The 23,618-nt window shown below is 58.8% G+C and carries 21 protein-coding genes; 13 read left to right on the forward strand and 8 right to left on the reverse strand.

Translation table 11 applies throughout. The features are described 5' to 3' along the window. Positions 1-7 precede the first annotated feature (7 nt). Complete coding sequence (gene malP, locus PVE98_RS22495; RefSeq protein ID WP_033755637.1) at positions 8-2,410, reverse strand: maltodextrin phosphorylase; 2,403 nt, start codon at positions 2,408-2,410, stop codon at positions 8-10. 281 nt (positions 2,411-2,691) lie between these two features. Between malP and malT the strand changes: the two genes are divergently transcribed. Further along, positions 2,692-5,394, forward strand: a complete 2,703-nt coding sequence (gene malT, locus PVE98_RS22500; RefSeq protein WP_033755635.1) for an HTH-type transcriptional regulator MalT — start codon at positions 2,692-2,694, stop codon at positions 5,392-5,394. A gap of 173 nt (positions 5,395-5,567) precedes the next feature. On the opposite strand, the gene PVE98_RS22505 is transcribed toward malT, so the two are convergent. Further along, complete coding sequence (locus PVE98_RS22505) at positions 5,568-6,998, reverse strand: cytosine permease (protein WP_033755633.1); 1,431 nt, start codon at positions 6,996-6,998, stop codon at positions 5,568-5,570. Positions 6,999-7,308: 310 nt separating this feature from the next. On the opposite strand from PVE98_RS22505, the gene rluF reads away from it, so the two are divergent. From rluF to PVE98_RS22520, 3 genes are all read left to right on the forward strand, one after another. Next, complete coding sequence (gene rluF / locus PVE98_RS22510; protein ID WP_033755631.1) at positions 7,309-8,184, forward strand: 23S rRNA pseudouridine(2604) synthase RluF; 876 nt, start codon at positions 7,309-7,311, stop codon at positions 8,182-8,184. A gap of 409 nt (positions 8,185-8,593) precedes the next feature. After that, positions 8,594-9,199, forward strand: coding sequence for a TetR/AcrR family transcriptional regulator (locus PVE98_RS22515; RefSeq protein ID WP_033755629.1), 606 nt, complete (start codon positions 8,594-8,596; stop codon positions 9,197-9,199). Between the two features lie 99 nt (positions 9,200-9,298). Continuing rightward, positions 9,299-9,979: a type 1 glutamine amidotransferase domain-containing protein gene (locus tag PVE98_RS22520; protein ID WP_033755628.1), complete on the forward strand. Its 681-nt coding sequence runs from the start codon at positions 9,299-9,301 to the stop codon at positions 9,977-9,979. Positions 9,980-10,064: 85 nt separating this feature from the next. Here the strand turns inward: PVE98_RS22520 and PVE98_RS22525 are convergent, their stop codons facing one another. Beyond that, on the reverse strand, positions 10,065-10,814 hold the full coding sequence (locus PVE98_RS22525) for a DeoR/GlpR family DNA-binding transcription regulator (protein ID WP_033755627.1): 750 nt from the start codon (positions 10,812-10,814) through the stop codon (positions 10,065-10,067). Positions 10,815-10,895: 81 nt separating this feature from the next. Between PVE98_RS22525 and PVE98_RS22530 the strand changes: the two genes are divergently transcribed. Together PVE98_RS22530 and PVE98_RS22535 are read left to right on the forward strand one after the other, a co-directional pair. Further along, positions 10,896-11,486 carry an NUDIX domain-containing protein gene (locus tag PVE98_RS22530; protein WP_033755625.1) on the forward strand — a complete coding sequence of 197 codons (591 nt, stop codon included), beginning with the start codon at positions 10,896-10,898 and terminating at the stop codon, positions 11,484-11,486. After that, positions 11,483-11,842, forward strand: a complete 360-nt coding sequence (locus PVE98_RS22535) for an NUDIX hydrolase (RefSeq protein WP_033755623.1) — start codon at positions 11,483-11,485, stop codon at positions 11,840-11,842. The genes PVE98_RS22530 and PVE98_RS22535 overlap by 4 nt, the downstream gene beginning before the upstream one ends. A 73-nt stretch (positions 11,843-11,915) precedes the next feature. Here PVE98_RS22535 and PVE98_RS22540 read toward each other — a convergent pair whose 3' ends face one another. Further along, a complete protein-coding gene (locus PVE98_RS22540; protein ID WP_033755621.1) occupies positions 11,916-12,842 on the reverse strand; it encodes an Rpn family recombination-promoting nuclease/putative transposase in 927 nt (308 codons plus the stop codon). Positions 12,843-13,025: 183 nt separating this feature from the next. Here PVE98_RS22540 and PVE98_RS22545 point away from each other — a divergent pair, with 183 nt between their 5' ends. The 4 genes from PVE98_RS22545 to PVE98_RS22560 are packed head-to-tail and all read left to right on the forward strand — an operon-like array spanning position 13,026 to position 16,106. Beyond that, positions 13,026-13,589: a peroxiredoxin gene (locus PVE98_RS22545; RefSeq protein ID WP_096073975.1), complete on the forward strand. Its 564-nt coding sequence runs from the start codon at positions 13,026-13,028 to the stop codon at positions 13,587-13,589. A gap of 23 nt (positions 13,590-13,612) precedes the next feature. Continuing rightward, positions 13,613-14,851 (forward strand): protein-disulfide reductase DsbD, encoded by a 1,239-nt coding sequence (locus PVE98_RS22550; RefSeq protein ID WP_096073974.1) that lies wholly within the window; start codon positions 13,613-13,615, stop codon positions 14,849-14,851. Between the two features lie 60 nt (positions 14,852-14,911). Continuing rightward, the gene (locus PVE98_RS22555; RefSeq protein WP_033755618.1) at positions 14,912-15,466 is read left to right on the forward strand and encodes a sigma-70 family RNA polymerase sigma factor; all 555 of its coding nucleotides are present in this window, start codon (positions 14,912-14,914) and stop codon (positions 15,464-15,466) included. Then, positions 15,453-16,106, forward strand: a complete 654-nt coding sequence (locus PVE98_RS22560) for a DUF1109 domain-containing protein (RefSeq protein WP_096073973.1) — start codon at positions 15,453-15,455, stop codon at positions 16,104-16,106. The genes PVE98_RS22555 and PVE98_RS22560 overlap by 14 nt, the downstream gene beginning before the upstream one ends. A 23-nt stretch (positions 16,107-16,129) precedes the next feature. Here the strand turns inward: PVE98_RS22560 and PVE98_RS22565 are convergent, their stop codons facing one another. Beyond that, entirely contained in the window at positions 16,130-17,281 is a 1,152-nt protein-coding gene (locus PVE98_RS22565; protein ID WP_033755616.1) for a glycosyltransferase, read from the reverse strand. 443 nt (positions 17,282-17,724) lie between these two features. Between PVE98_RS22565 and PVE98_RS22570 the strand changes: the two genes are divergently transcribed. From PVE98_RS22570 to PVE98_RS22580, 3 genes are all read left to right on the forward strand, one after another. Next, positions 17,725-18,945, forward strand: a complete 1,221-nt coding sequence (locus tag PVE98_RS22570; protein ID WP_033755614.1) for an MFS transporter — start codon at positions 17,725-17,727, stop codon at positions 18,943-18,945. Beyond that, complete coding sequence (locus PVE98_RS22575; protein ID WP_071997469.1) at positions 18,945-19,115, forward strand: DUF2256 domain-containing protein; 171 nt, start codon at positions 18,945-18,947, stop codon at positions 19,113-19,115. Before PVE98_RS22570 ends, PVE98_RS22575 begins: the two co-directional genes overlap by 1 nt. A gap of 162 nt (positions 19,116-19,277) precedes the next feature. Continuing rightward, entirely contained in the window at positions 19,278-19,502 is a 225-nt protein-coding gene (locus PVE98_RS22580; protein ID WP_033755612.1) for a hypothetical protein, read from the forward strand. Between the two features lie 232 nt (positions 19,503-19,734). Here the strand turns inward: PVE98_RS22580 and PVE98_RS22585 are convergent, their stop codons facing one another. Genes PVE98_RS22585 through PVE98_RS22595 form a run of 3 tightly spaced genes read right to left on the reverse strand, consistent with a single transcriptional unit; the run spans position 19,735 to position 23,554 of the window. Beyond that, complete coding sequence (locus PVE98_RS22585) at positions 19,735-20,745, reverse strand: substrate-binding domain-containing protein (protein WP_033755610.1); 1,011 nt, start codon at positions 20,743-20,745, stop codon at positions 19,735-19,737. Between the two features lie 29 nt (positions 20,746-20,774). Then, positions 20,775-22,184, reverse strand: coding sequence for a sucrose-6-phosphate hydrolase (locus PVE98_RS22590; protein WP_033755608.1), 1,410 nt, complete (start codon positions 22,182-22,184; stop codon positions 20,775-20,777). Continuing rightward, positions 22,184-23,554, reverse strand: coding sequence for a sucrose-specific PTS transporter subunit IIBC (locus PVE98_RS22595; RefSeq protein WP_033755606.1), 1,371 nt, complete (start codon positions 23,552-23,554; stop codon positions 22,184-22,186). Before PVE98_RS22595 ends, PVE98_RS22590 begins: the two co-directional genes overlap by 1 nt. Positions 23,555-23,618: the final 64 nt, after the last annotated feature.

Consider the following 23,618-nt stretch of genomic DNA (forward strand, 5'->3'; position numbering starts at 1 on the left):
GCGTTCCTCAGCGCGCGGCCTGCCAGATACGTTGCTGATAATCGCGGATGGCGCGGTCGGCGCTGAACATGCCGCAGCGCGCGGTGTTCAGGATCGCGGCGCGCGTCCAGGCGTCCGGATCGGCCCACAGCGCTTCGACCTGCTGCTGGGCGTTGAGATAGTGGCGGAAATCGGCCAGCACCAGGTAGGGATCGCCGCCCGTCGGGCCCAGGCTGCGCACCAGCGCGTCGAAGGCCGTCGTGTCACCGTCGCTAAAGGTGCCGTCCTCCAGCGCGGTCAGCGCCCGATCCAGCTGCGGATCTTTTTTGCGCCAGGTCGCCGGCGCGTAGCCCGCCTGCTTCAGCGCAGTCACCTGCTCGACGGTATGGCCGAAAATAAAGATATTCTCCTCGCCGACCTGCTGGGCGATCTCCACGTTCGCGCCGTCCAGGGTGCCAATCGTCAGCGCGCCGTTAAGCGCCAGCTTCATGTTGCCGGTTCCGGAAGCCTCTTTGCCCGCCGTCGAGATCTGCTCGGAGAGATCGGCGGCAGGAATGAGCCGCTCCGCCACCGAGACGTTATAGTCGGGAATAAACACGATTTTAAGGCGGTCGCCGACGCGCGGATCGGCGTTAACCACGGCCGCCACCTTGTTAATGGCGTAAATGATATTTTTCGCCAGCGCGTAGCCCGGCGCCGCTTTGGCGCCGAACAGCATCACGCGCGGCGTCAGATTCGCCTGCGGATCGCTGACCAGCGTTTGCCACAGGGCGATGATATGCAGCAGCATCAGATGCTGGCGCTTATATTCGTGGAGGCGCTTGATCTGCACGTCGAACAAGGCGTCAGGCTGAACGCGGATGCCGGTCTTTTCGGCGATCCAGCGCGTTAACGCCGCCTTGTTCTGCTGCTTGATGGCGCGATACTCCGCGCGAAACGCGGCGTCGTCCGCCAGCGGCGCCAGGTCGCTGAGCGCATCCAGATCGTTAACCCAGGGGCGCGACAGCGTATTGTCGATCAGCGTGGCCAGCGCCGGATTGCACTGCTGGATCCAGCGACGCGGCGTAATGCCGTTAGTGACGTTGTGAAACTTCTCCGGCCACAGCGCGTGGTATTCCGGGAAGAGATCCTGTACCACCAGCCGGGAGTGCAGCGCCGCCACGCCGTTGACCGCAAAACCGCTGACCACGCAGAGGTTAGCCATGCGCAGCTGCTGATTGTGCACCACCGCCAGCTTCGCCCAGATCGCCTCATTGCCGGGCCAGCGCGCCTCGACCTCTTTTTTGAGCTGCGCGTTCAGCGTATTGATAATCATCATATGGCGCGGCAGCAGCGCGCGTACCAGACGCAGGTTCCAGCACTCCAGCGCCTCCGGCATCAGCGTATGGTTGGTGTAGGCGAAGGTGCGCTGCGTAATGCGCCACGCCCGATCCCAGGAGAGCTGATGCTCGTCGATCAGCAGGCGCAGCAGCTCCGGGATCGCCAGCGTTGGATGGGTATCGTTGAGCTGGATCACTTCATAGTCGGGCAGCGTCTCGATGGCGCGGCCAGCCTGATGGTGACGACGCAGGATGTCGGCCAGCGTGCAGGCGCACTGAAAATATTGCTGCATCAGGCGCAGCTTTTTCCCGGCCTGGTGATTGTCGTTGGGGTAGAGCACCTTCGTCAGCTTCTCCGCATCGATGCCCTGCTGTTCGGCGCGCAGGAAATCGCCGTCGTTGAAGCGCTGCAGGTTGAACGGACGCGCGTGTTTCGCCTGCCAGAGGCGCAGCGGCTGGGTGACGCCGTTGCCATAGCCGACGACGGGCAGATCCCAGGCCTCGCCCTGCAGCAGGAAAGCGGGCTCCCAGCGCGGGCGCCCCTCTTCCGTCACCACTTTGCCGCCCAGACCGACCTGCACGGTCAGCGCGGCGTTGTGACGAAACCAGGGATAGCGGTCGCGTCCCCAGTCGTCAGGCTGTTCATGCTGCGCGCCTTCGATAAAACGCTGGCGAAACAGGCCATATTGATAGTTCAGGCCGTAGCCGATGGCGGGCTGGCCGGTGGTGGCCATCGCGTCGAGAAAACAGGCCGCCAGCCGTCCCAGGCCGCCGTTGCCGAGCGCCGGATCGGTCTCGCGCTCCAGCACGTCGCTCAGGGCGATGTCCCAGGCGGCGAGCGCGTCGGCGACCGCCTGATACCAGCCCAGGTTGAGCAGGTTATTTCCCGTCAGCCGGCCGGTGAGAAACTCCATGGAGAGATAGTTAACGTGGCGCTGCGACCCGGATGCGGGCTGCGCAGGCAGTTCGGCCAGTAGTTCGGCCAGCGCGCCGCTCAGCGCCTGCCACCACTGCTGTTGCGTCATCTCCTGCGCGTCGCGCAGGCCGAAGCGTTGCCACTGCCGCGTGAGTGCGGCGGTAAAGCGGGCGTGATCGAAGGGTTGCGAATTCATGTCGTGTGCTTCCTGTCAGAACGAAAAGGGATTGCCTGCCAGTTTGCCTGCCGCCTTTCGGGCGCTCCTCCTCCTGCATGAAATTCAGCAGGGAGGATAACGAGGGCGGAGAGGCCAGGGTAAATCTGAAAGCGGCGCAGGAGTGTGATTGCACTCGCTTTTGTTAAGCCTGCCTTACAGGTTCGCTTGCATTCAGCTAACGGATCAGTGAACGTGTATGAAGATTAATTACGAAGCGTAAAAAAATGATGCGCTGAACGTTAATGGAGAAGCGTGCGCCCATGTTAATTCCCTCGAAGCTCAGTCGTCCCGTACGCCTTGAAAGCACCGTCACGCGCGATCGCCTGCTGCAAAAGCTGGGCGCAGCGGGCAATTACCGGCTGGTGTTGATTACCAGCCCTGCGGGCTACGGCAAAACCACGCTGGTCTCGCAGTGGGCGGCGGATAGAAAGGATCTGGGCTGGTATTCATTAGACGAGGGCGACAATCAGCCGGAGCGCTTCGCCGACTATCTTATCGCGGCGCTGCAGCAGGCGACGCAGGGCGGCTGCAGCCGCAGCGAAACGCTGGCGCAGAAGCGGCAGTACGTCAACCTCAACGCGCTTTTCGCGCAGCTGTTTATCGAGCTGGCCGACTGGCGGCAGCCGCTGTGGCTGATCGTGGATGACTATCACCACATCGCCAACCCCGCCATTCATGAGGCGATGCGCTTTTTCCTGCGCCATCAGCCCGACAACCTGACGCTGGTCGTGCTGTCGCGCAATCTGCCGCAGCTCGGCATCGCCAATCTGCGCGTGCGCGAACAGCTGCTGGAGCTGGGCAGCCAGCAGCTGGCGTTTACCCATCACGAGGCGAAACAGTTTTTTGACTGTCGCCTGAGCGCGCCGCTCGCCTCTGAAGAGAGCGGGCGCCTGTGCGACGACGTGGCGGGCTGGGCGACGGCGCTTCAGCTGATCGCTATCTCCGCGCGTCAGGGCGCCGGCTCGGCGCAGAACTCCGCGCGGCGGCTCTCCGGCATCAACGCCAGCCACCTTGCCGACTATCTGGTGGAGGAGGTGCTGGACAATATCGACGACGCGACGCGTCATTTCCTGCTGAAAACCGCGCTGCTACGCTCGATGAATGACGCGCTGGTCGCCTGCGTGACCGGCGAGGCGAATGGGCGCATGCGGCTGGAGGAGATTGAGCGGCGAGGGCTCTTCCTGCAGCGTATGGATGATTCGGGCCAGTGGTTCAGCTATCACCCGCTGTTTGGATCGTTTTTGCGCCAGCGTTGTCAGTGGGAGCTGGCAGCCGAGCTGCCCGCGGTGCATCGCGCAGCCGCGCAAAGCTGGATGGCGCAGGGATTCCCCGGCGAAGCGATCCATCATGCGCTCGCCTCAGGCGACGTCGAGATGCTGCGCAACGTGCTGCTGGCGCACGCCTGGACGCTGTTCAATCAGAGCGAGCTGGCGCTGCTGGAGAACTCGCTGAGCGCGCTTCCCTGGGCGACGCTGGTGAATAATCCACGCCTGGTGCTGCTACAGGCCTGGCTGATGCAGAGCCAGCATCGCTTTTCCGAGGTTAACCGCCTGCTGGCGAAGTTCGAGCAGGCGTGCAGTTGCGAGATCGACGCCGCGCTTCAGGGCGAATTCAACGCCGTGCGTGCGCAGGTGGCGATCAACGACGGCAACACCGAAGAGGCGGAGCAGCTTGCCCGCCTGGCGCTGGAAGCCCTGCCGGAAAGCCGCCGCTACAGCCGCATCGTCGCCACCTCGGTGCATGGCGAAGTGATGCACTGCAAAGGCGAGCTGGCGAGTTCGCTGGCGCTGATGCGCCAGACCGAGCAGATGGCGCGCCGCGATGAAACCTGGCACTACGCGCTCTGGAGCCTGATCCAGCAAAGCGAAATTCTTTTCGCGCAGGGATTTCTGCAGGCCGCCTGGGAGATTCAGGAGAAAGCGTTCGTGCTGGTTGGCGAGCAGCATCTGGCGCAGTTTCCGCTGCACGAGTTTCTGCTGCGCATTCGCGCCCAGCTGATGTGGGCGTGGGGCCGGCTGGATGAGGCGGAGCAGGCGGCGCGCGAAGGTATGAAAGTGTTGAAGGGCTACCCGCCGCAGCAGCAGATCCAGTGTCTGGGCCTGCTGGTGCAGTGCTCGCTGGCGCGCGGCAATCTGGATAACGCGCGCAGCTACCTGAACCGTCTGGAGAATCTGCTCAACAACGGCAGCCTGCACAGCGACTGGATCGCTAACGCCGACAAGGTGAGGGTGATCTACTGGCAGATGACGGGCGACGTGCAGAGCGCCAGCCACTGGATGCGGCACACCGCGAAGCCCGCCTTCGCCAATAACCACTTCCTGCAGGGGCAGTGGCGCAATATCGCGCGGGCGCAGATCCTGCAGGGCGATCTCAGCCAGGCGGAAGTGGTGCTGGAAGAGCTCAACGAAAACGCGCGCGCGCTGCGTCTGATGAGCGATATGAACCGCAACCTGCTGCTGCTCAATCAGATCTACTGGCAGACCGGACGCAAAGCCGAAGCGCAGCGCGCGCTCATCGAGGCGCTAAAGCTGGCGCGCGGCACCGGCTTTATCAGCCATTTCGTGATCGAAGGCGAGATCATGGCGCAGCAGCTGCGCCAGCTTATCCAGCTTAACGCGCTGGAAGAGCTGGATAATCATCGCGCGCGCCGTATCCTGAATGAAATTAACAAATACCATCGCCATAAGTTCGCCCATTTCGACGAGGGATTCGTCAGCCGACTGCTGAATCATCCCGACGTGCCGGAGCTGATCCGCACCAGCCCGCTGACGCAGCGCGAATGGCAGGTGCTGGGCCTGATCTACTCCGGCTACAGCAACGACCAGATCGCCGGGGAGCTGGATGTGGCCGCCACCACCATTAAAACCCATATCCGCAACCTCTATCAGAAGCTGGGCGTCTCGCATCGCGCCGAGGCGATGCATCAGGCGCAGTCGATGCTGAAGCTGATGGGATATGTGTGAAGTTGCCCGCCCTGTGCTCGAGCGCGATAGCCTCATGAAAATGTCCGGTATTTCCGGAAAGGGTCTGGCACAAATCCGCCACTGAGGCTCTTTCCCGCCAGCCTGCGGCCAGAAATGCCCCCCTCACAGCCCCCCCCTTTTTTACGGCTGTGAGAGGGGCACACCGCTTTTACTCACTGTACCGGATAGCGCGTCGCGCTCAGCGCACCGCGGCGGTCGAAACGCCGCATCCCCAGCCACAGCAGCGCCGTAGCGAACCAGCCGATAACCCACGAGACGTCATTCCCGGCGAAAATCCAGGTCAGCGAGCCGTGGTGCAGCGGATTATCGATAAAGGGCAGCTGGATCAGCACGCCGATAAAATAGGTGGCGATGCCCGGCCAGTTCCAGCGGCCGTAGCGCCCGTCCGGCTGCGACAGCGCGGGAATGTCGATATGGCCTTTGGTAATAAGGTAAAAATCGGTCAGGCTGATGGCGCTCCAGGGCACGAAAAAGGCCAGCAGGAACAGCAGAAAGTGGGTGAACGATTTAAGAAAAGCGGGCTCACTGATCAGCGCGATACCGCAGGAGATCGCCACCATCAGCACCACGAACCCAATCCGTCCGCCCCGGCTCAGGGAGGTTTGCCGGCTGAAGCCGGAGACGATGGTGGTCAGCGACATAAAGCTGCCGTAGGCGTTCAGCGTGGTAAAGGTGATCTTGCCGAAGCAAATGGCAAAATAGATCACCATCGCCATGGTGGCGCTGCTGCCTAAGCCAACGATATAGCCCACCTCATTGCCGGAGAAGGCGCTGCCCGCGATAGCCGCGACGATAACGCCCAGCGTCATCGACGCCTGGGTGCCGAACACGGTACCGAAGAACACCGCGCTGAACAGACGTTTCGCGGAGACCTCCTGCGGCAGGTAGCGCGAATAGTCGGAGACATAGGGGCAAAACGCGATCTGCCATGACGAGGAGAGAGAGACGGCGAGTAAAAAGGTTGAGAAAGCGAAGTGGCGATTCTGCCAGAGCGGCGCTAAATCGTGGGTCGAGAGCAGCGTGACGAACAGATAGAAGAACGCCAGCACGCCGATGACGCTGGCTACTTTGCCCAGCTTATGAATAACGCGATATCCCAGCACCGCAATCACGATAATGATCAGGCTGAACAGGATCATCCCGGCGGCGTTATCAATATGCAGCAGCTTCGCCATCGCCTGACCGGCCAGCACCGTGCCGCTGGCGGAGAAGCCGATATACATAATGCATACCAGCACCAGCGGGATCACCGCGCCGAAGACGCCGAACTGAATGCGGCTGGTGATCATCTGCGGCAGGCCCAGTCGCGGTCCCTGCACGGCGTGCAGCGCCATCACCGCCGCGCCGATGATCTGACCCACGAGCAGGCCGATAATCGACCAGACCACATCGCCGCCCAGCACCACGGCGAGCGCGCCTGTGACGATAGCCGTAATTTGCAGATTGCCGCCGAACCATAGCGTGAACTGGCTGAACGGATGTCCGTGACGTTCGCGGTGAGGAATAAAATCGATCGATCGGGTTTCAGAAAGCCGCCGGCTCTCGCCGTCTGAACGCGCTGATGCAGGAAGTTCCGCTGACATAGGTTCCTCGCCAGGTTGAAGTGTTAATTATTATCTGCCCTTTGTTAACCGTTGCGATGCTACATGTATATACATGTACGGATGTTGTCATGCCGTTTTAAAAGTTACAAGGCGGCGGGTCATTGGAAATTGTGATGGCGCTGGCAAGCCTGGCATGACGAACAGAGAGAAAAGCGCGCAAGAATATGCTACATAAGCGCAGTCTGCCGCCGCGATAAAAACAGCAGATGAGAAGAACGGGCTAACCTGCAGTAAGCGCAGGATTTACCCGCAAGATTATTGTATAGTCCGCGCTTTTTGGAGGTTTCCCTTGCTTAACGCATCCACGCGCCTGAACAAATACATCAGCGAGAGCGGAATCTGTTCGCGCCGCGACGCCGATCGCTACATCGAACAGGGCAACGTGTTTATCAACGGCAAACGCGCTGCCGTCGGCGCGCAGGTCTTTCCGGGTGACAGCGTCAAGGTAAACGGCCAGCTGATTGAGCCCCGCAGCGAAGAAGATCTGGTGTTGATCGCTCTGAACAAGCCGGTCGGTATCATCACCACTATGGAAGAGGGCGAACGCGACAACATTCGCGACTTCGTTAACCACAGCGAGCGCATCTTTCCTATCGGCCGACTGGATAAAGATTCCCAGGGGCTGATCTTCCTCACCAACAATGGCGATCTGGTGAATAAAATCCTGCGCGCGGGCAATAACCACGAGAAAGAGTATGTGGTCACCGTTGATAAGCCGATCACCGACGACTTTATCGCCGGTATGGGCGCAGGCGTGCCGATGCTCGGCACCGTCACTAAAAAATGCAAAGTGGTGAAAGAGTCCACGTTTGTCTTCCGCATTACGCTGGTGCAGGGCCTGAACCGTCAGATCCGCCGCATGTGTAAGCATTTTGGCTTTGAGGTCACGAAGCTGGAGCGCACGCGCATTATGAACGTCAGCCTGAAGGGCATTCCGCTGGGCGAATGGCGCGACCTTACCGACGACGAGCTGGCGGAGCTGTTTAAGCTAATCGAAAACTCCTCTTCGGAAGAGAAGCCCGCAAAGAAAAAGACGCCCGCGAAAAGCAGCGCGGTGAAAAAGCCGGTTATCAGCAGCGCGCCGAAGAAAAGCGAGAAGAGCGACGACCGCGCGGGCAACCGCAAACGCTTTGTCCAGCCAGGACGCAAGAAGAAGGGGCGTTAACGCCCGGGCCATAACGGCGGCAGCGCGTTGATAAGCGGTTCAGGCGATATCGACGCGCTGCCAGTCGGGCTGGACGTCGGCGATCTCAATGCCTGAAAAAGCGCTCTCCGCGAGCGCATTGCAGTCCAGATGAAGATACACCGGCCGTCCAGCACCAGCCGGTCGAGGCGAATCCCGCTTCCCGGCCCGGAGAACCGCAGGTCAGCCGGCGCCGGGTATCGCCAGATCGTTGTGATCGCCGGCGCCGCCCTGGCAAACCGTTACGGCTATTTTCTTTTCATCATGCTGCTTCTTTTATCCCGTTGATTAGAAAGCTTTTTAACGCTTTAGCATAATCCATGATAAAGTAGACGCAAAAAAATCGCGCCCGCGTCTAGACGACCGGTCTAATAAAGGCTATTTTGAATTCATGAACACAGTCGCTCACAAGCACAGAGAAGACATTCGCGAACATATCCTGGACACCGGCCAGCGCATTATGGCCAGCAAAGGATACTCGGCTGTCGGTCTCAACGAAATTCTGACGGAAGCAGGCGTGCCGAAAGGCTCGTTCTATCACTACTTCGGTTCGAAAGATGCCTTTGGCGTCGCTATGCTGGAAAGTTACTTTGACGACTATCTGGCGAATATGGACGAGACCCTGAGCCAGCCCAACTGCACGATGCAGCAAAGGCTGATGCACTACTGGCAGCAGTGGCAGGATACGCAATCTTTTCAGGACTGTCAGGGCAAATGCCTGGCCGTCAAGCTGGGCGCCGAAGTGGCCGATCTCTCGGAAGCGATGCGCCATACGCTGGAAAAGGGCACCGCCGGCATCGTGGCGCGCCTGACGGACGCCATTGAGGCGGGCGTAGCGGAAGGGTCGCTGCGCACTGAAGAGAAGCCGGCCGTGGTGGCGGAAACTCTCTATCAGCTCTGGCTCGGCGCCAGCGTGATGGTCAAGATTGTACGCAACAAGCGGCCGTTTGCATCAGCCATGGCGCTGACGCAGCAAATGCTTAACGCTGCCTCCTGACGGGGCGGCAAAAAAGGTCGGCAACGACTTTTTTTATCAGCAAAATCTAGACGACTGGTCTACTATTTAAATGGCAACTTCATTAAGCGGAGAACAGACATGAAAGTATTAATGGTTTTGACCTCGCACGATCGGCTGGGCGACACCGGACGTAAAACGGGTTTCTGGCTGGAAGAGCTGGCCGCGCCTTACTACGCCTTTAAAGACGCCGGCGCCGAAATTACCCTGGCCTCGCCGCAAGGCGGCAACCCGCCGCTGGATCCGAAAAGCAATGAGCCTGATTTCCAGACCGAGCTGACCCATCGCTTCGAGGCGGATGAAGAAGCCAAAGCGCAGCTGGCGTCAACGGTACGCCTGGAGAGCGTTTCCGCCTCCGACTTCGATACGGTGTTCTACCCAGGCGGCCACGGCCCGTTATGGGATCTGGCGGAAGATCAGCACTCCATCGCCCTGATAGAAAGCTTTATTGCCGCTCAAAAACCGGTTGCGCTGGTTTGTCATGCGCCGGGCGTGCTGCGCCATGTGAAAACCGCAGAGGGGCGTCCGCTGGTCGAAGGTAAAAAAGTGACCGGCTTCGCTAACAGCGAAGAAGAGGGCGTCGGCCTGACCAACATCGTGCCTTTCCTGGTAGAGGATGAGCTGATCGCCAAAGGCGGCCTCTATTCCAAAGGCGAAGACTGGGGCTCCTGGGTAGTGCAGGACGGCCTGCTAATCACCGGACAGAACCCGGGCTCATCGGCGGCAACGGCGGCGCAGCTGCTGAAAGCGCTAGCGAAGTAATCGCTTATTCTGCGGCGGCGCACCTTCGCCCCGACGAGGGTGCGCCGGTCGTCTCCTCGCCGTATTCGCCCCAGATGCATCGCCTTTAAATCACTGTAATCTGCTTTTGCGCCAGCAGCCTCTTCATCTCCGCATCCGGCTCGCCGTCGACCACCAGCGTGCTGGCCAGCGTCAAATCGCCGATGGCAAACGCCGAGGCCGAATTCATCTTCTCCTGCGATACCATTACCACGGTTTCCGAGGCGCGCGCCGCCAGCGCCCGTTTAATTCCCGCCTCTTCATAGTCGCCGGTGGTCAATCCTGCGTTCTTATGAACGCCCGTGACGCCCATAAAAAAAAGATCGGCATTGATGCGTGCGATAGCCTCCAGCACCGCTGCACCTACCGCCACGACAGAGTGACGATAGAGCAGTCCGCCAAGCATAATCACCTCGACCTGAGGAGAGTCGACCAGCGCCACGGCAACGCTCGGGCTGTGGGTGACGGCGGTAAACGCCAGATCCGCAGGCAGCTGCCGCACCATCGCTTCGGTGGTGGTGCCGCCGTCGATAATCACGACCTGACCGGGCTGGATAAGTCTGACTGCTTTTTGCGCGATAAGCTGCTTGGAGCCGGTATGCACGTTTTTGCGTGTTTCAAAAGGGGCCACCGCTGCAGATACCGGCAGCGCGCCGCCGTGTACGCGCTGCAGCAATCCTTCCGCCGCCAGCTCGCGAAGATCGCGCCGTATAGAGTCCTCTGAGACGCTAAAGCGCTGGCTCAGCTCGCTGGACATCACCTGTTTTTCCTCGGCGAGTATCGCCAGGATCTGCTGCTTGCGCTGTGAACTCAGCATAAAGAAACGCCTTTGTTTTTTCTTGATGTTGCACGATTATGCATGGTAGCGTGTTTTTTGTCACCTTCCTGAGGAGAAAACATGCAGCCGAACATACGTCACCTGCGCGAGCAGGTGTTATCCGATAACTGGTACACGCTGAAGAAATATACCTTTGAGCAGCAGCGCGCCGATGGCAGCTGGCAAGAGCAGAGCCGTGAAGCCTACGATCGCGGCAACGGCGCGGTCATTCTGCTTTACAACCGCGCGCGTAAAAGCGTGGTGCTGACCCGCCAGTTTCGCCTGCCGGTCTATATCAACGGCCATAGCGGCTATTTAATCGAGGCGGCGGCTGGCCTGCTCGACAACGCCTCGCCCGAAGCGCGCATCCTCGCGGAGGCGGAAGAGGAGACCGGCTTCCGGGTCACGCATGCGGAGAAGGTGCTGGAGGCTTATATGAGCCCCGGATCCGTTACGGAAAAGCTCTACTTTTTCATCGCCGAATACCATGACGACGATCGGCGCGGCAAGGGCGGCGGGCTGGCGGAAGAGGGCGAGGATATCGAAGTGCTGGAGTGGCCTTTCGCCCGCGCGCTGGCGGCGATCCGCAGCGGCGAGATTGAAGATGCCAAGACCATCATCTTGCTGCAGCACCTGGCGCTCAGCGCCGTTTTCGAGGGGGACAGCCAATGATGATTTTGATCGCGGGCCCGGTTCGCAGCGGCACGAACGGCGATCCGGCGTTGATCGATGCCAACCTGGCGAAGATGAACCGCATGGCGCTGGAGGTTTATCAGCGCGGACATACGCCGGTGATCGGCGAGTGGCTAGCGCTGCCGCTCGCGGCGGCCGCAGGATCGGCCCACATCGGCGACGAGATCAGCGAGAGATTTCTCTATCCGGTCGCGCATCGCTTAATCGCCTGCTGCGACGCCATTTTGCGCATGCCGGGCGCGTCGCAGGGCGCCGACAATGACGTGCGCCTTGGCCAATCCCTCGGCCTGACGATCTTCACCTCGCCAGAAAGCCTGCCTGTCATCAAGCCGTAGTAAACAGAGCGAAGCGGGTGACAGCTTAGCCGCCGGAAGGCGCGGCGGCTAAGCGTAATGAGTCAGGCAGGACTTAGTGGCGGATCTGCTGCAGATCTTCTTCGGACAGGCCCGTCACTTTCATCACTGAAGGCACGTCCATACCGTTTTTCAGCAAGTTTCGGGCGATATTGAGGCTGGCTTCACGCTCGCCAAGCTGGCGGCCTTGTTCCAGCCCTTGTTCCAGTCCTTTTTTCAGGCCTATCTGCTCAAGCTGTTGTGCAAGGGTCATCAGTTCATCCTCATGCTGCGGCACGCGCTGTGCCAGTTCACGAATCATCGCTTTCGCGTCCGGCGTTTCGCCGGCCTGAAGCATATAGTTTACCAGCGCCATCACCTGCTGTCCGGTCATAAATTCCGTCAGCATTAGCGTGGCCAGCTGATCGAGCAGTCCTCGAAGATCGCGCTGGCGAATATGCTTTTGCAGCAGGGTCAGGGCCGCCATGCTGCGGTGCTGCATAATCTCTTCATCCGGGATCACGGTCACGTCCACCAGCGGAAAATGTCCGCTATAGAGCGCCGCGGCCCGCTCACGTTCGCTAAACGAATCGAGCCAGTTCATCGAGTAAGGATAAGGGCTGCGCTTGCCCTGGTAAAAAAGTACCGGGATCACCAGCGGCAGGGTTTTATGCCCGGCATCAAGATGACGCTGCATCGCCGCCACGGCATAGCGCATCAGCCGAAACGCCATATGCTTATCCGGCGAGCTCTGATGCTCAATCAGGACGTGCACATAGCCATCCCCGCCGCCGGTTTTCAGCGAGTAAAGCACGTCGCTGTAGTAAGGACGCAGGTCATCCTCGACGAAACTGCCGGATTCCAGCTTCAGCGTCGAGAGATCGCAGATCGCCAGCAGCGCGGGCGGCAGATGCAGCGCCATGAAGTCGCGCGCCGTCTCAGGGTGCGAGAGAAAGGTTTTGAACACCGCGTCGTGCGGGGTCGGCGTACTGTTTTTATGCATCCCGATTCGCCTCATGCGGTCTGAAATCCGTTCGGCGCATAGTATCACAAGGTATCCGCGCCGGTTCAGGAATCGCCCTGCCGCAAAAATATTTTCCGGCAGCGAAACTTTTCCGCAGCGGCTGACGAACCTCTGATTACATCCTCCAGGCATGTCGCCTGATTACCCACGGAGAAGAATGAGATGCCGATGAAAAACAACCTGAAAACGCTGGCGGCCGCCACGCTTCTCGCCCTGAGCCTGCCTGTCGCCTCGGCGTTCGCCGCGCTGCAGGTCGGCGACAAGGCGCCCGATTTCACACTCGGCGCGGCGCTGGCCGGTAAAGCGACCACCTTCTCTTTGCAGCAGGCGCTGCAGAAAGGGCCGGTAGTGCTCTATTTCTTTCCGGCGGCCTTCAGCGCGGGCTGCACGCTGGAAGCGCACGATTTCGCCGAGGCGACTGACGAATTCAACAAGCAGGGCGCGACGGTCATTGGCGTGACCGCGGGCAATACCGACCAGATTGCGAAATTCTCGCAGCTCGAGTGCCGCGATAAATTCACCGTTGCGGCCGATCCCGGCGCCAAAGTGGCGGCGGAATACAAAAGCACTATGGATTTTAAAGGGAAAACTTTTTCCGATCGCACCTCTTACGTGATCGCCCCGGACGGCAAAATTCTGCTCAGCTATACCGACAAAAATCCGGATGCGCATATCCAGAAGGCGATGGACGCGGTGAAAAAATATCGTCAGGCCAATCCTGCCTGACCCCTGAACCAGGTGAAATTATCATGCTGACAGCTATCGCCGCCGCGTTTCTCGACGGCCTGATACTCAATCTTATGCCGTGCGTATTCCCGGTGATTTCGCTGAAGGCGCTGAGTTTGATCCGCCATCACGACAAACCGGCGCACGCCCGCGCCGAGGGGCTGGCGTTTTTACTGGGCGTGGTCGTGACGATGCTGGCGCTGGTGGGGGTACTGCTGCTGGCGCGAGCGGGCGGCGCCTCGGTCGGCTGGGGCTTTCAGCTACAGTCGCCGATGGTCATCGCGCTGCTGATTCTGGTGATGCTGGCCTCGGCGCTTAATCTCTTCGGCGTGTTTGAAATTGGGCTTTCCCTGCAGCGGGCAGGCGAGGTGGGCGGCAATCGTGGCGGCTTAGTGGGGTCGGCGTTCACCGGCGCGCTCGCTATCGTCGTGGCGACCCCGTGCAGCGCGCCCTTTATGGCCAGCGCCGTCGGCTATGCGCTGACGCAGCCGCCCGCCGTCAGCCTGGTGATTTTTATCGCGCTGGCGCTCGGATTCGCCGCGCCCTTTACCCTGATCGCCTTCTTCCCGGTACTGGCGCGCGTGCTGCCGGCACCCGGCGCCTGGATGATGACGCTGAAACACGGGCTGGCTTTCCCGATGCTGGGCGCCGTTGGCTGGCTGATTTGGGTGCTGGAACGCCAGGCGGGTTCGGCGGCGCTGGCGGCGATCCTCGGCTGCTGCCTGCTGCTCAGTTTTGCCGCCTGGCTATATGGCATGGCGCAGAAACGCCGTATGATGGGACGTCGCCACTGGGCGCTGCATCTGACGACGGCGGTTTTCCTGCTGTTGCTGGTGCCGCCGCTGATCAATCTGAAAAGCGTTGCCGCGCCTGAAGAGAACGTCGGGAGCGCCGTGGCGGCGGCGGCCGTCGCCTGGTCGCCGCAGAACGTGGATGCGATTAAAGGCCAGGGCAAGCCGGTACTGGTGAACTTTACCGCCTCCTGGTGCATCACCTGCCAGGTTAACGACCGCACCTCTTTGTCGACTCAGGCGGTGAAAGCGGCGATGGCGCGCACCGACACCATCTATATGGTCGCGGACTCCACGAAATATAATCCGGACGTCGAGCAGGCGCTCAGCGATTTCGGGCGAGGCGGGCTGCCGCTCTATGTGGTTTATCCGGCAAACGGCGGAAAACCGCTGGTGCTGCCGCAGGTCCTGACGCCGGGCATCGTTATTTCGGCGCTTGAGCAGGCCGCTGAAAGCGGAAAGAAAACGTGAACGGGTGAATATTGATTAACCTCTTAGCCGGGCGGATGGTTCAGCCTTTAAGCGCGGGCGATGCCCGCCACTGACGCGCGCGCTCAGCACTGGCCTCTCTTAATGGCCCGCGCGCAGGCTGGCGATAAAGCCGCCTATAACCAGCTTCTGAAAGCGATGGTGCCCGCCATCCGTGCCCTGGTGCGCAAAAAAATCGCCGACGACGCGCTGGTTGAAGATGTGATTCAGGAGACGCTGCTGGCGATACATCGGGTGCGCCACACTTACGATCCGCGCCGTCCCCTGCTGCCCTGGGTGGCGGCTATCGCTTCGGCAAGGGCGATCGACGCCCTGCGTCAGCGTGGCCGCCAGCATGAAGTGCAGGACGAGGACGTCCTTCACCGCCTGACGACGGAAACGAACGAGGCCGATGCAGGCGAGGACGCGCTAAACGACTGTTTAGGCGCGCTGCCGGCACGTCAGCGACAGATCGTCGAGTCCGTTCACCTGCGCGAACAGAGCCTGGCCCAGGCGGCGGCTGAGGCCAATCTTTCGCTTTCTGCGGTCAAATCGCTTTTGCACCGCGCAATGCTCAACCTGCGTAAATCTGGAAGTGGCAAGCATGAGAAATCATGACCAACTTATCGAACAGCTCAGCGCGTCAGCGCAGCCGGTCAGACGCATCTGGCCAACGGCATGGCGCGTAACTGGCTGGATCGCGGCGGCGCTGCCCTGCGGCGCGCTCGGCAGCTGGGCGCTGCACAGCCGCTACACCGACTGGTCGCAGCCTGGCGCGCCGCTGGCGATAGCGGCCTTGCTGTTGTCTTTTATGCTGGGCGTCGGCGCTATCGCCGGAGCCTTTACCCTTAGCCTGGCGGGACGGAAGCCGCCCGCGCTGCGTTACCTTCTTTTGCCGGCGCTGGCGTGGCTGGCGCTCAATCTCGGCAACATGACCGCCGCGCAGGTGCCCGCTGGCGCAGGACGCTTTGGCGAGGGCATTCACTGCTATCTCTTTATGCTGTGCGCGGGCCTGCCGATGATGGCGATCTCGGTGTTCAGCCTCTATCGTACCCGCTCGCTCTTTCCGGCAAAAAGTCTGGCGCTGGCGGGATGCGGCATCGCTTTTATGTCGTCGATGCTGCTGTCGCTCTGCCACGACACGCAGCTGCATATGATCGATTTTTTAATGCATCTAGCAGCGGGCCTGACGCTGGTTGCGCTCACGGTGGCGACCGGACGTCGCTGGGTCCGTCTGGAAGGCAACGCGCGAATCTGACTCTCGCGGCCCTGCTGCTTGCATCACCGCGCCAGCGCATAAATTGCGTCGAGGCTCTCTTTAAAACGCGCCGGATTATGGTGCGTCTCTATTCGCCGCAGGGCGTTTTGAGAACGGGAGAGAACAGACGCGCGGTCCGCCAGGATCGCCAGCACTTGCGCTTTCAGCTGGGCCACCATCAGACGCCTCAGCGCTATTTTATCCCCAACGGACGCCACGGTGAGTTCAAACATCGCGTTCAGAGGACAGGCGAGGGTCCAGCCCGCGGCGTCTGGATTTATTTCAGGCAGCGCGCGCACGTTGGTGGTGATAACGGGACAGCCGCACGCCTGCATTTCCAGAACGGAAAAGCCATAGGTATCTTGCCAGCTAGGCAGCAGCCCGACATGGGCGCGCTTAAATAACGCGATGAGCTCGCTGTTGGGTCTGGACGTAGCATGAGTAAAAATATTATATCGCGTTAGCGATTGTTCAATTTTACTGTAAAAAGCGGCTTCATCCTGATATTTGCCATGAGCGATGTTATACCTATTGTTAAGATCGCCTGTTATATTCACCTCGACGGTATCGGCATTAATTACCCCTTCTTCGGCCAGCTCGCTAAAAGCGAGCACCACCTCGGCGCCGCCTTTGCGATAAAATTCATTACCAACAAAGGTAAAAATTAGCTTTTTGTCAGGCGTATCGCGCGGCCCGTCATAAAGCACCGGCTGCGGGGGATGCAGCTTATGCATTTTAGGGATGATGGCTGCCGCCTCGTCAGGAAAGGCTTCCAGCAGTTTTAGCTGAATCTGCCTTGCGGCTTCAGACATCGCCACGATCGCCACACACTGCGGCGCGGCGACCAGCCTGAGCGCTTTCTTTAGCGCGGGATTGGCGAGTTTGGGCACGCCCGGCACCGGCAGAACGCGTGGCAGCTCGGTTTCAAAGGTGGCGATCCAGCGCTGCCGGGTCTGAGCCACCTCGTTAAACAGATGGATGACCTGGGTGTCCGCCGGCATAAGGAAACGGAAAGGCCAGAAGATAAAGACCTTATTAGCACGCGCCAGCTTCTGTCTTATTTTATTGATGTAAAGCCATATATTTTTATAACGAAAATCAAGGTAGGTGTACTGCTCGTTAACGATAATGTTTCTTTTTTCCGGGTAGCCGCGCCCGCTCACTATTATTTTCATATAAGCCCCTGATAAAATTCCGGAAGCAACAGGTGACACGCTGAAAAAGCACGCTCAGGTGAAGTGATTATATAATCAACATCTTTTTAATTCCGCCACCGAGTAAAGCAAAGCATAATTATAGGAACATTCCCTTTTTCATTTAATTTATTTAATATTTATTCCTTCGCTCTCGCCTTATCTCTATTTATTATCAGCTAATCCGGTTTGAGCATTTGTCTTTTTTGGTTACACCGGGACGCTATTTATTACTTCTTTACTTAATGCAAACTGATTTATTTATCAGTTAATTTTTTTTATGCGTTATAGACGCGGGTGACAGGGTAGCAGGGCGTTTAGCTGGCCAGTCACCCCTGTTTTTTACGCAACCTCGCTTTCCGTGCCAGGCTTAAACGAAGCGGGGTTTATCCCCGATAATCGTAAACTTATTAACGAGGATGTGTATGACGCTGCGATCGCTTCAGGCGCTCTGTCTGGTAAATTTTTTTATGGCGGACGTGCGGGACGGACTGGGCCCGTTTTTGGGCATCTTCCTCACCGAACATCACTGGCGAGCGGATGATATCGGCTGGGTGATGTCTGCCGGCGGTCTGGCGGGCCTGTTCGCCACGCTTCCCGCCGGACTGATAACGGATGCGACACGCCATAAGCGCCTGCAGCTGATTGTCGGCTCGCTGGTCATTACCGTGTCGACGCTGCTGCTCTGGTATTTTCCCGATTCATGGGTAACGCTTTTTTCGCAGATCCTCACCGGCCTTGCAGCAGCGTTTATCGCGCCCGTGCTGACCGGCATCACGCTTGGCCTGACCGGGCCAGAGGGATTCAGCCGCCAGATGGGCCATAACGAAGCCTTTAACCACGGCGGCAATATGACCGCGGCCATTATCGCCGGGATTTCCGTCGCCTGGTGGGGAACAGGCGCCGTCTTCGTTTTGATGACCGCCATGGCGCTCTGCGCGGCGCTTTCCGTTTTAGCTATCCGGCATGAAGATATCGATCATCGCCTTGCGCGCGGATTAAGCGGCGATGACCACCGGCTTGCGGTGCCCAGGCTTTCGGTAATTCTGCGCAACCCCGCCATTATCATCACCGGATTGACGCTGCTGCTGTTCCATCTCAGCAATGCCGCGCTGCTGCCCATGCTGAGCATGCGTGCCGCCGCCGCCCATGACGGGACGATGCCTGCCGGCGTTTATGCAGCCGCCACCGTGGTGATTTCGCAGTGCGTGATGATCCCGGTAGCCCTGTTTGCCGCCAGCCGCGCGCAAAAGTCGGGCTATTCACTACTGATTACGGCGGCGCTGCTGGTATTGCCGCTGCGCGCTGCTATCGCCTCTGCCTGGCCTGGCGCCCTGGGGATGATCCCGGTTCAGATACTGGATGGCCTGGCGGCCGGACTGCTGGGCGTGGCGGTGCCGGGCTATATTGTTAACGTGCTGGCGGGAAGCGGACATACCAATGCAGGGCAGGGCGCGATTATGCTGATGCAAGGGGCGGGCGCCGCGATGAGTCCGGCGCTGGCGGGCACCATTGCCGCGCGTTACTCCTACAGCACGGCATTCGCGGCGCTGGGCGTTATCGCTCTGACGGCGCTCGCGCTCTGGTGGGTGGGCGGTCGGTTCGAGCGAAGAAGCGATAATGCTGAATTTGAGAGAGGCAAATAATGCGCGTTTTTAAGGGAAACAAACAATCGCTGCCGGTACGCTATTGTAAAAACTGCAAGAAGCCGATGACCTGGCGTAAAAAATGGGAAAAGTGCTGGGATCAGGTGCAGTACTGCTCCGAACGCTGTCGCCGGGAAGCAAAGCGCGGCGCCGACGCTAACCAGGCGTGATGCCGAGAAGCGCAATGGGTGCTCTTCACATAAACATGCAACGATTCCTCAACAGAATGACAACGGTAGTCGTATTACCCTCTACGGGCCTAACATTGCGACTATGCTCATCGGGCTGCTTATCGGCAATGTGCTGTTAATTCTTATGAGGATAGCGTTCAAATGCGTAAACTGTCGTGTTTAGTGATTACCCTGGGCCTGCTGATGTCGGTCGCCTCCCAGGCTGAGGCGAAGGGCTGCCTCAAAGGCGCAGCGGTCGGCGGCGCGGCCGGGCATATCAAAGATCATGCCGTCGCCGGCGCGGCGGCGGGCTGCGCCGTAGGCCATCATATGGCCCATAAAAAAGAGAAAAAGGACGCGGAAAAGAATCAACAGCAGGCGCAGTAAGCTGGGTTTCAGGGCTGCCCGGGCGGCCCTGAGTTCGCCGTGCAGGTGAGGCTGTAAGATCTGAACGGCGCTGTGAGCTATCAGGCGCAGTAAAATAGCGGGTAGCACGGGTTTTGCATAAAGTAGGGTAGCGGACAGAACATCGAGGCGGTATGAATATCGCGATCACATTTAACATAATTATGATTATACGAATCATGATCCAGTGTACACACAAACGGCAAGCCCCAGATTAATGTTTACCACGTAATTTAACGGTTGCCGGTAATACCGTTTGCTGGTTGGTAGGTTCTTCGCCGCCAATCATCGCAGTCAACAGAGTGAAACATTCTTGGGCCAGTCTGGGAACATCTTGCTCAATAGTATCAATCGCGACAGAGAGCGAGTCATAGAGATAGTGATCGTCGAAGCTGGCCATGCGCATATCGCTACTGAGCAAATGGTGCTGGCTCATATAGCGCAAAACGCCTTCCATCAGCCCGCAGGCGGCAGTGAATATCGCTTTAGGAGGACGGCCCAGTCTGGCACAAAGCGCTGCAAACATTTCGTAACCGCTGCTGGGGTGATAAGTACCATGAATGATCCACTCCGGACGAGGCGTGACGCCTGCACGTTCCAGTCCCGCCATAAAGCCCGCAAGACGGTCTCTGGTAGGAGAAAGGCGCGACTGCCCACCCAAAAAATAAATCTCGTCGGGATTAGCGCGCGCCATCCTTTCAACCAGGTCAGAGGTAGGCGTCACAGAGTCGGTGATCACCAGCGGCAGCCTGGTATCGCTCATGTAGCGGTCAAACAGCACCACCGGCAGTTGTTCGCTCAGCTTCACATAGTCGCTGTCGCTGAGCATGCTTGATGCCACAATTAATCCATCTACCTGACGCGCCACAAGGTTATCCACGACCACCCGCTCCTGCCCGGCATTTTCATCCGTACAGGAGATGAGCAACTGTAAACCCGCCTCGCGGCAGAGATTTTCCAGGGCATGAGAGAAAACTGCGAAACCATAATTAGTGATCTCAGGCACCACCAGACCCAGCGTATGGCTGCGATTCTCACGTAACAGGCGCGCATGGATACTCGCCTGGTAGTGATGTTCACGCGCCAGCGTTAGTACTCTTTCGCGCGTCTCTTTCGCTACGCGCAACTCTTTGCCCCGGCCATTCAGTACCAGGCTGGCGGTTGCTTTAGATACGCCTGCCAACGCGGCGATATCGGCAATGGTAACGCGTCTGGTTTTTTTCACATCAATGCGACATTTAATGAAACAATGACTTATTCTACCATGAGGTGACGCAACGGCCAGTAGCGGGCATTCACTTCTTCGTCGCCGATCAGCGTGAGTTGCGCGTGATGCGCCGGAAAATAGCGGCTGCTCATCACGCCTTCACCCTCATTGATAAAAATTTCAACGCTGGAGTGATCGCATAATATATGCAGCTCAGTAACCGCTCCACGCCAGTAGCGATAGTGCCATTCGCCGCTCACCAAACTGCGCCGGGCGAGACGCAATCCTTCTCCATGCCAGTCCAGATACAAAGTTTCAGCAAAATTCAGCGTAATACCGCCCGACCCCGTAAGCACCAGTTCCAGCCGCTGCGCTGCTAACACCGGGGCGCCGCTTGCCCGACCGTAATAACGGTGTTCGTCGCCGCGCAATGCCTGCAATTCAGCGACCGGTCGCTGCAGAAGACGGCCATCACGCGCGTCAAGTTCGCGCACGCAAGTCATCTGGTGGAGCCAGGATTGCGCAATTGTTGGCTGGTACATCTCTTCGCCGTCCGGCACGCCCATCCAGCCAATCAACAGCCGCCGTCCGTCGGCGGTAAGCGTGGTTTGCGGGGCGTAGAACTCAAAGCCAGCATCAAGCTCGTGAAAGGGTCCATGAGCGAAGTCGGCGGTGTCGTAATTAAAATTGCCAGCGAGCCAGGCACTGGCATGTGCGTTGAGAAAGCGCTGCTCTTCATGTGCAATGCCCTGCGGGCAGCAAATCAGGAAAGTCGTCTCCCCAAGAGTAAACAAATCTGGGCATTCCCACATATAGCCAGCGTCGCCCAGCCCGTTCAGACCGCTGCCGGCAATCTCGCCTAAAGGGTGCCAGTGATGCAAATCTGCAGAGCGCAGCAGCAGCACCTTGCCCTGCTTATGGCTGTCTTGTGCCCCGAGCACCATGTACCACTGATCGCCATGCCGCCATACTTTTGGGTCGCGAACATGTCCGGTATATCCCTCCGGCAGCGCGATAACCGGCCCCAGCTTATCGAAACAGCCCGCCTCATTTTGGACGGCCAGACATTGCCAGGCGGTGCGCGATCCGTCGTCAAATTTCACGTTGCCGGTGTAGATCAGCGTCAACACGCCGTTATCATCCACGGCGCTGCCAGAGTAGCAGCCGCTGCGGTCAAAGGCTTCATCAGGCATCAGCGCAATCGGCTCATGCTGCCAGTGGAGCAGATCGGTGGAACTCCAGTGTCCCCAGCATTTAAATTTGTGTTCACAGCCCAACGCATTCCACTGATAGAAGAGATGATAGCGACCAGCGAAATTGATAAAGCCATTGGGATCGTTAAGCAGCCCCGTTACCGGCGCGAGGTGCCAGCCAGGATAGTGGGGATCGCTGAGTGCCTTCGGCTGACCACGCATCACTGCGTTAAGAATTTGGGGTAACAGTGTGGTCGAGCCCATTAGTCTGCATCCGTTTGGTATTTGAGCAAATAAGAGAGAATAAACGCAGCGCTAAATGCGATCACCATGCCAGTCGCATAATTGAGCAGTGAGCTTGCCTGCACGATCGCCATGCCGGGAATACCGGTCAGGCCTACTGCGGTCATTGAAACATGCATTGATACCACCCAGGCCCCGCCTAACGCGCCGCCGACCATTCCGGCAATGAACGGCTTCATAAAGCGCAGATTAATACCAAAAATAGCCGCTTCCGTAATGCCGAGCAGTGCGGAGAAGCCGGATGGCAGCGAAATCGCCTTGATTTTGACATTTTTGGTTTTGAACCAGACCGCCAGACAGGCGCCGCCCTGCGCCACATTCGCCATTGCCCAGATCGGCAGCAGGAAATTAACGCCAATCGACGGATTGCCAAGCAGCCCTGCCTCTATGGCATGGAAGCTGTGATGCACGCCGGTAATAACAATCACCGAGTACAGGCCGCCGAAGAGTAATCCAGCCAGCCAGCCCGCATGAGCAATGAGTGTGCTGAGCACAAATGAAATGCCGTCACCGAGCATACGGCCTGCCGGACCGATAATAAGTAGCGCAATGAAGCCGGAAATGATTACCGTCAGGAACGGCGTGAGGATCAGATCAAGTGCATCCGGAATCACCCGGCGCAGCTGTTTCTCCAGAATACTCATAAACCACACCGCCAGCAGTACCGGGAATACGGTGCCCTGATAGCCGATCATCGCCACTTCTATGCCGAAGAAGTTCATTGTGTGGTATCCGGCCGCTACGCCCCAGGCATTTGTCAGCGCAGGGTGTGTCAGAATGCCGCCCAGCGTGGCGCCGAGGAACGGGTTACCGCCAAATTCTCGCGCAGCGGTGAAGCCAATCAGGACTGGCAGAATGATGAATGCCGCCGAGCTGCACATATCCAGCATGATATAGAGCGCATTGTCAGGGTTTACCCAGCCGTAAGTTTTTACCATTCCCAGCAGTCCCATCAGCAGGCCGGATGCAACGATGGCCGGAATGATTGGGACAAATATATTCGACAGCAGACGCGCGATGCGCTGGAAGGGGTGGAGCTTGCGCGCGGCGATATCAGCCGCTTCTGACTTACTGGCTTCACTAATGCCGGCTTCGCGAATAAAGGCAGCGTAGACTTTATTAACCACGCCGGTGCCAAAGATCACCTGCAATTGTCCCGCATTGCGAAAACATCCTTTAACGCCCTCAATTTTTCCAATTGCGGCGGTATCCGCTTTGGCATCATCCACCAGCACCAGGCGCAAGCGCGTTGCACAGTGCGCCGCGCTGGCAATATTTTCTCGGCCTCCTAGCAACGGCAGCAGCGCGCGCGAGATGTTCACAAAATCCATAATGACCTCAGTTTTTCATTTTAATGCCAACAAAAGGGAACAGGGCCCCCGTGGGGGGCCGCAA

The organism is Pantoea sp. GABEPS69, assembly GCF_045780835.1.
In the GTDB taxonomy this organism is placed as follows: Bacteria; Pseudomonadota; Gammaproteobacteria; order Enterobacterales; family Enterobacteriaceae; genus Pantoea; species Pantoea septica.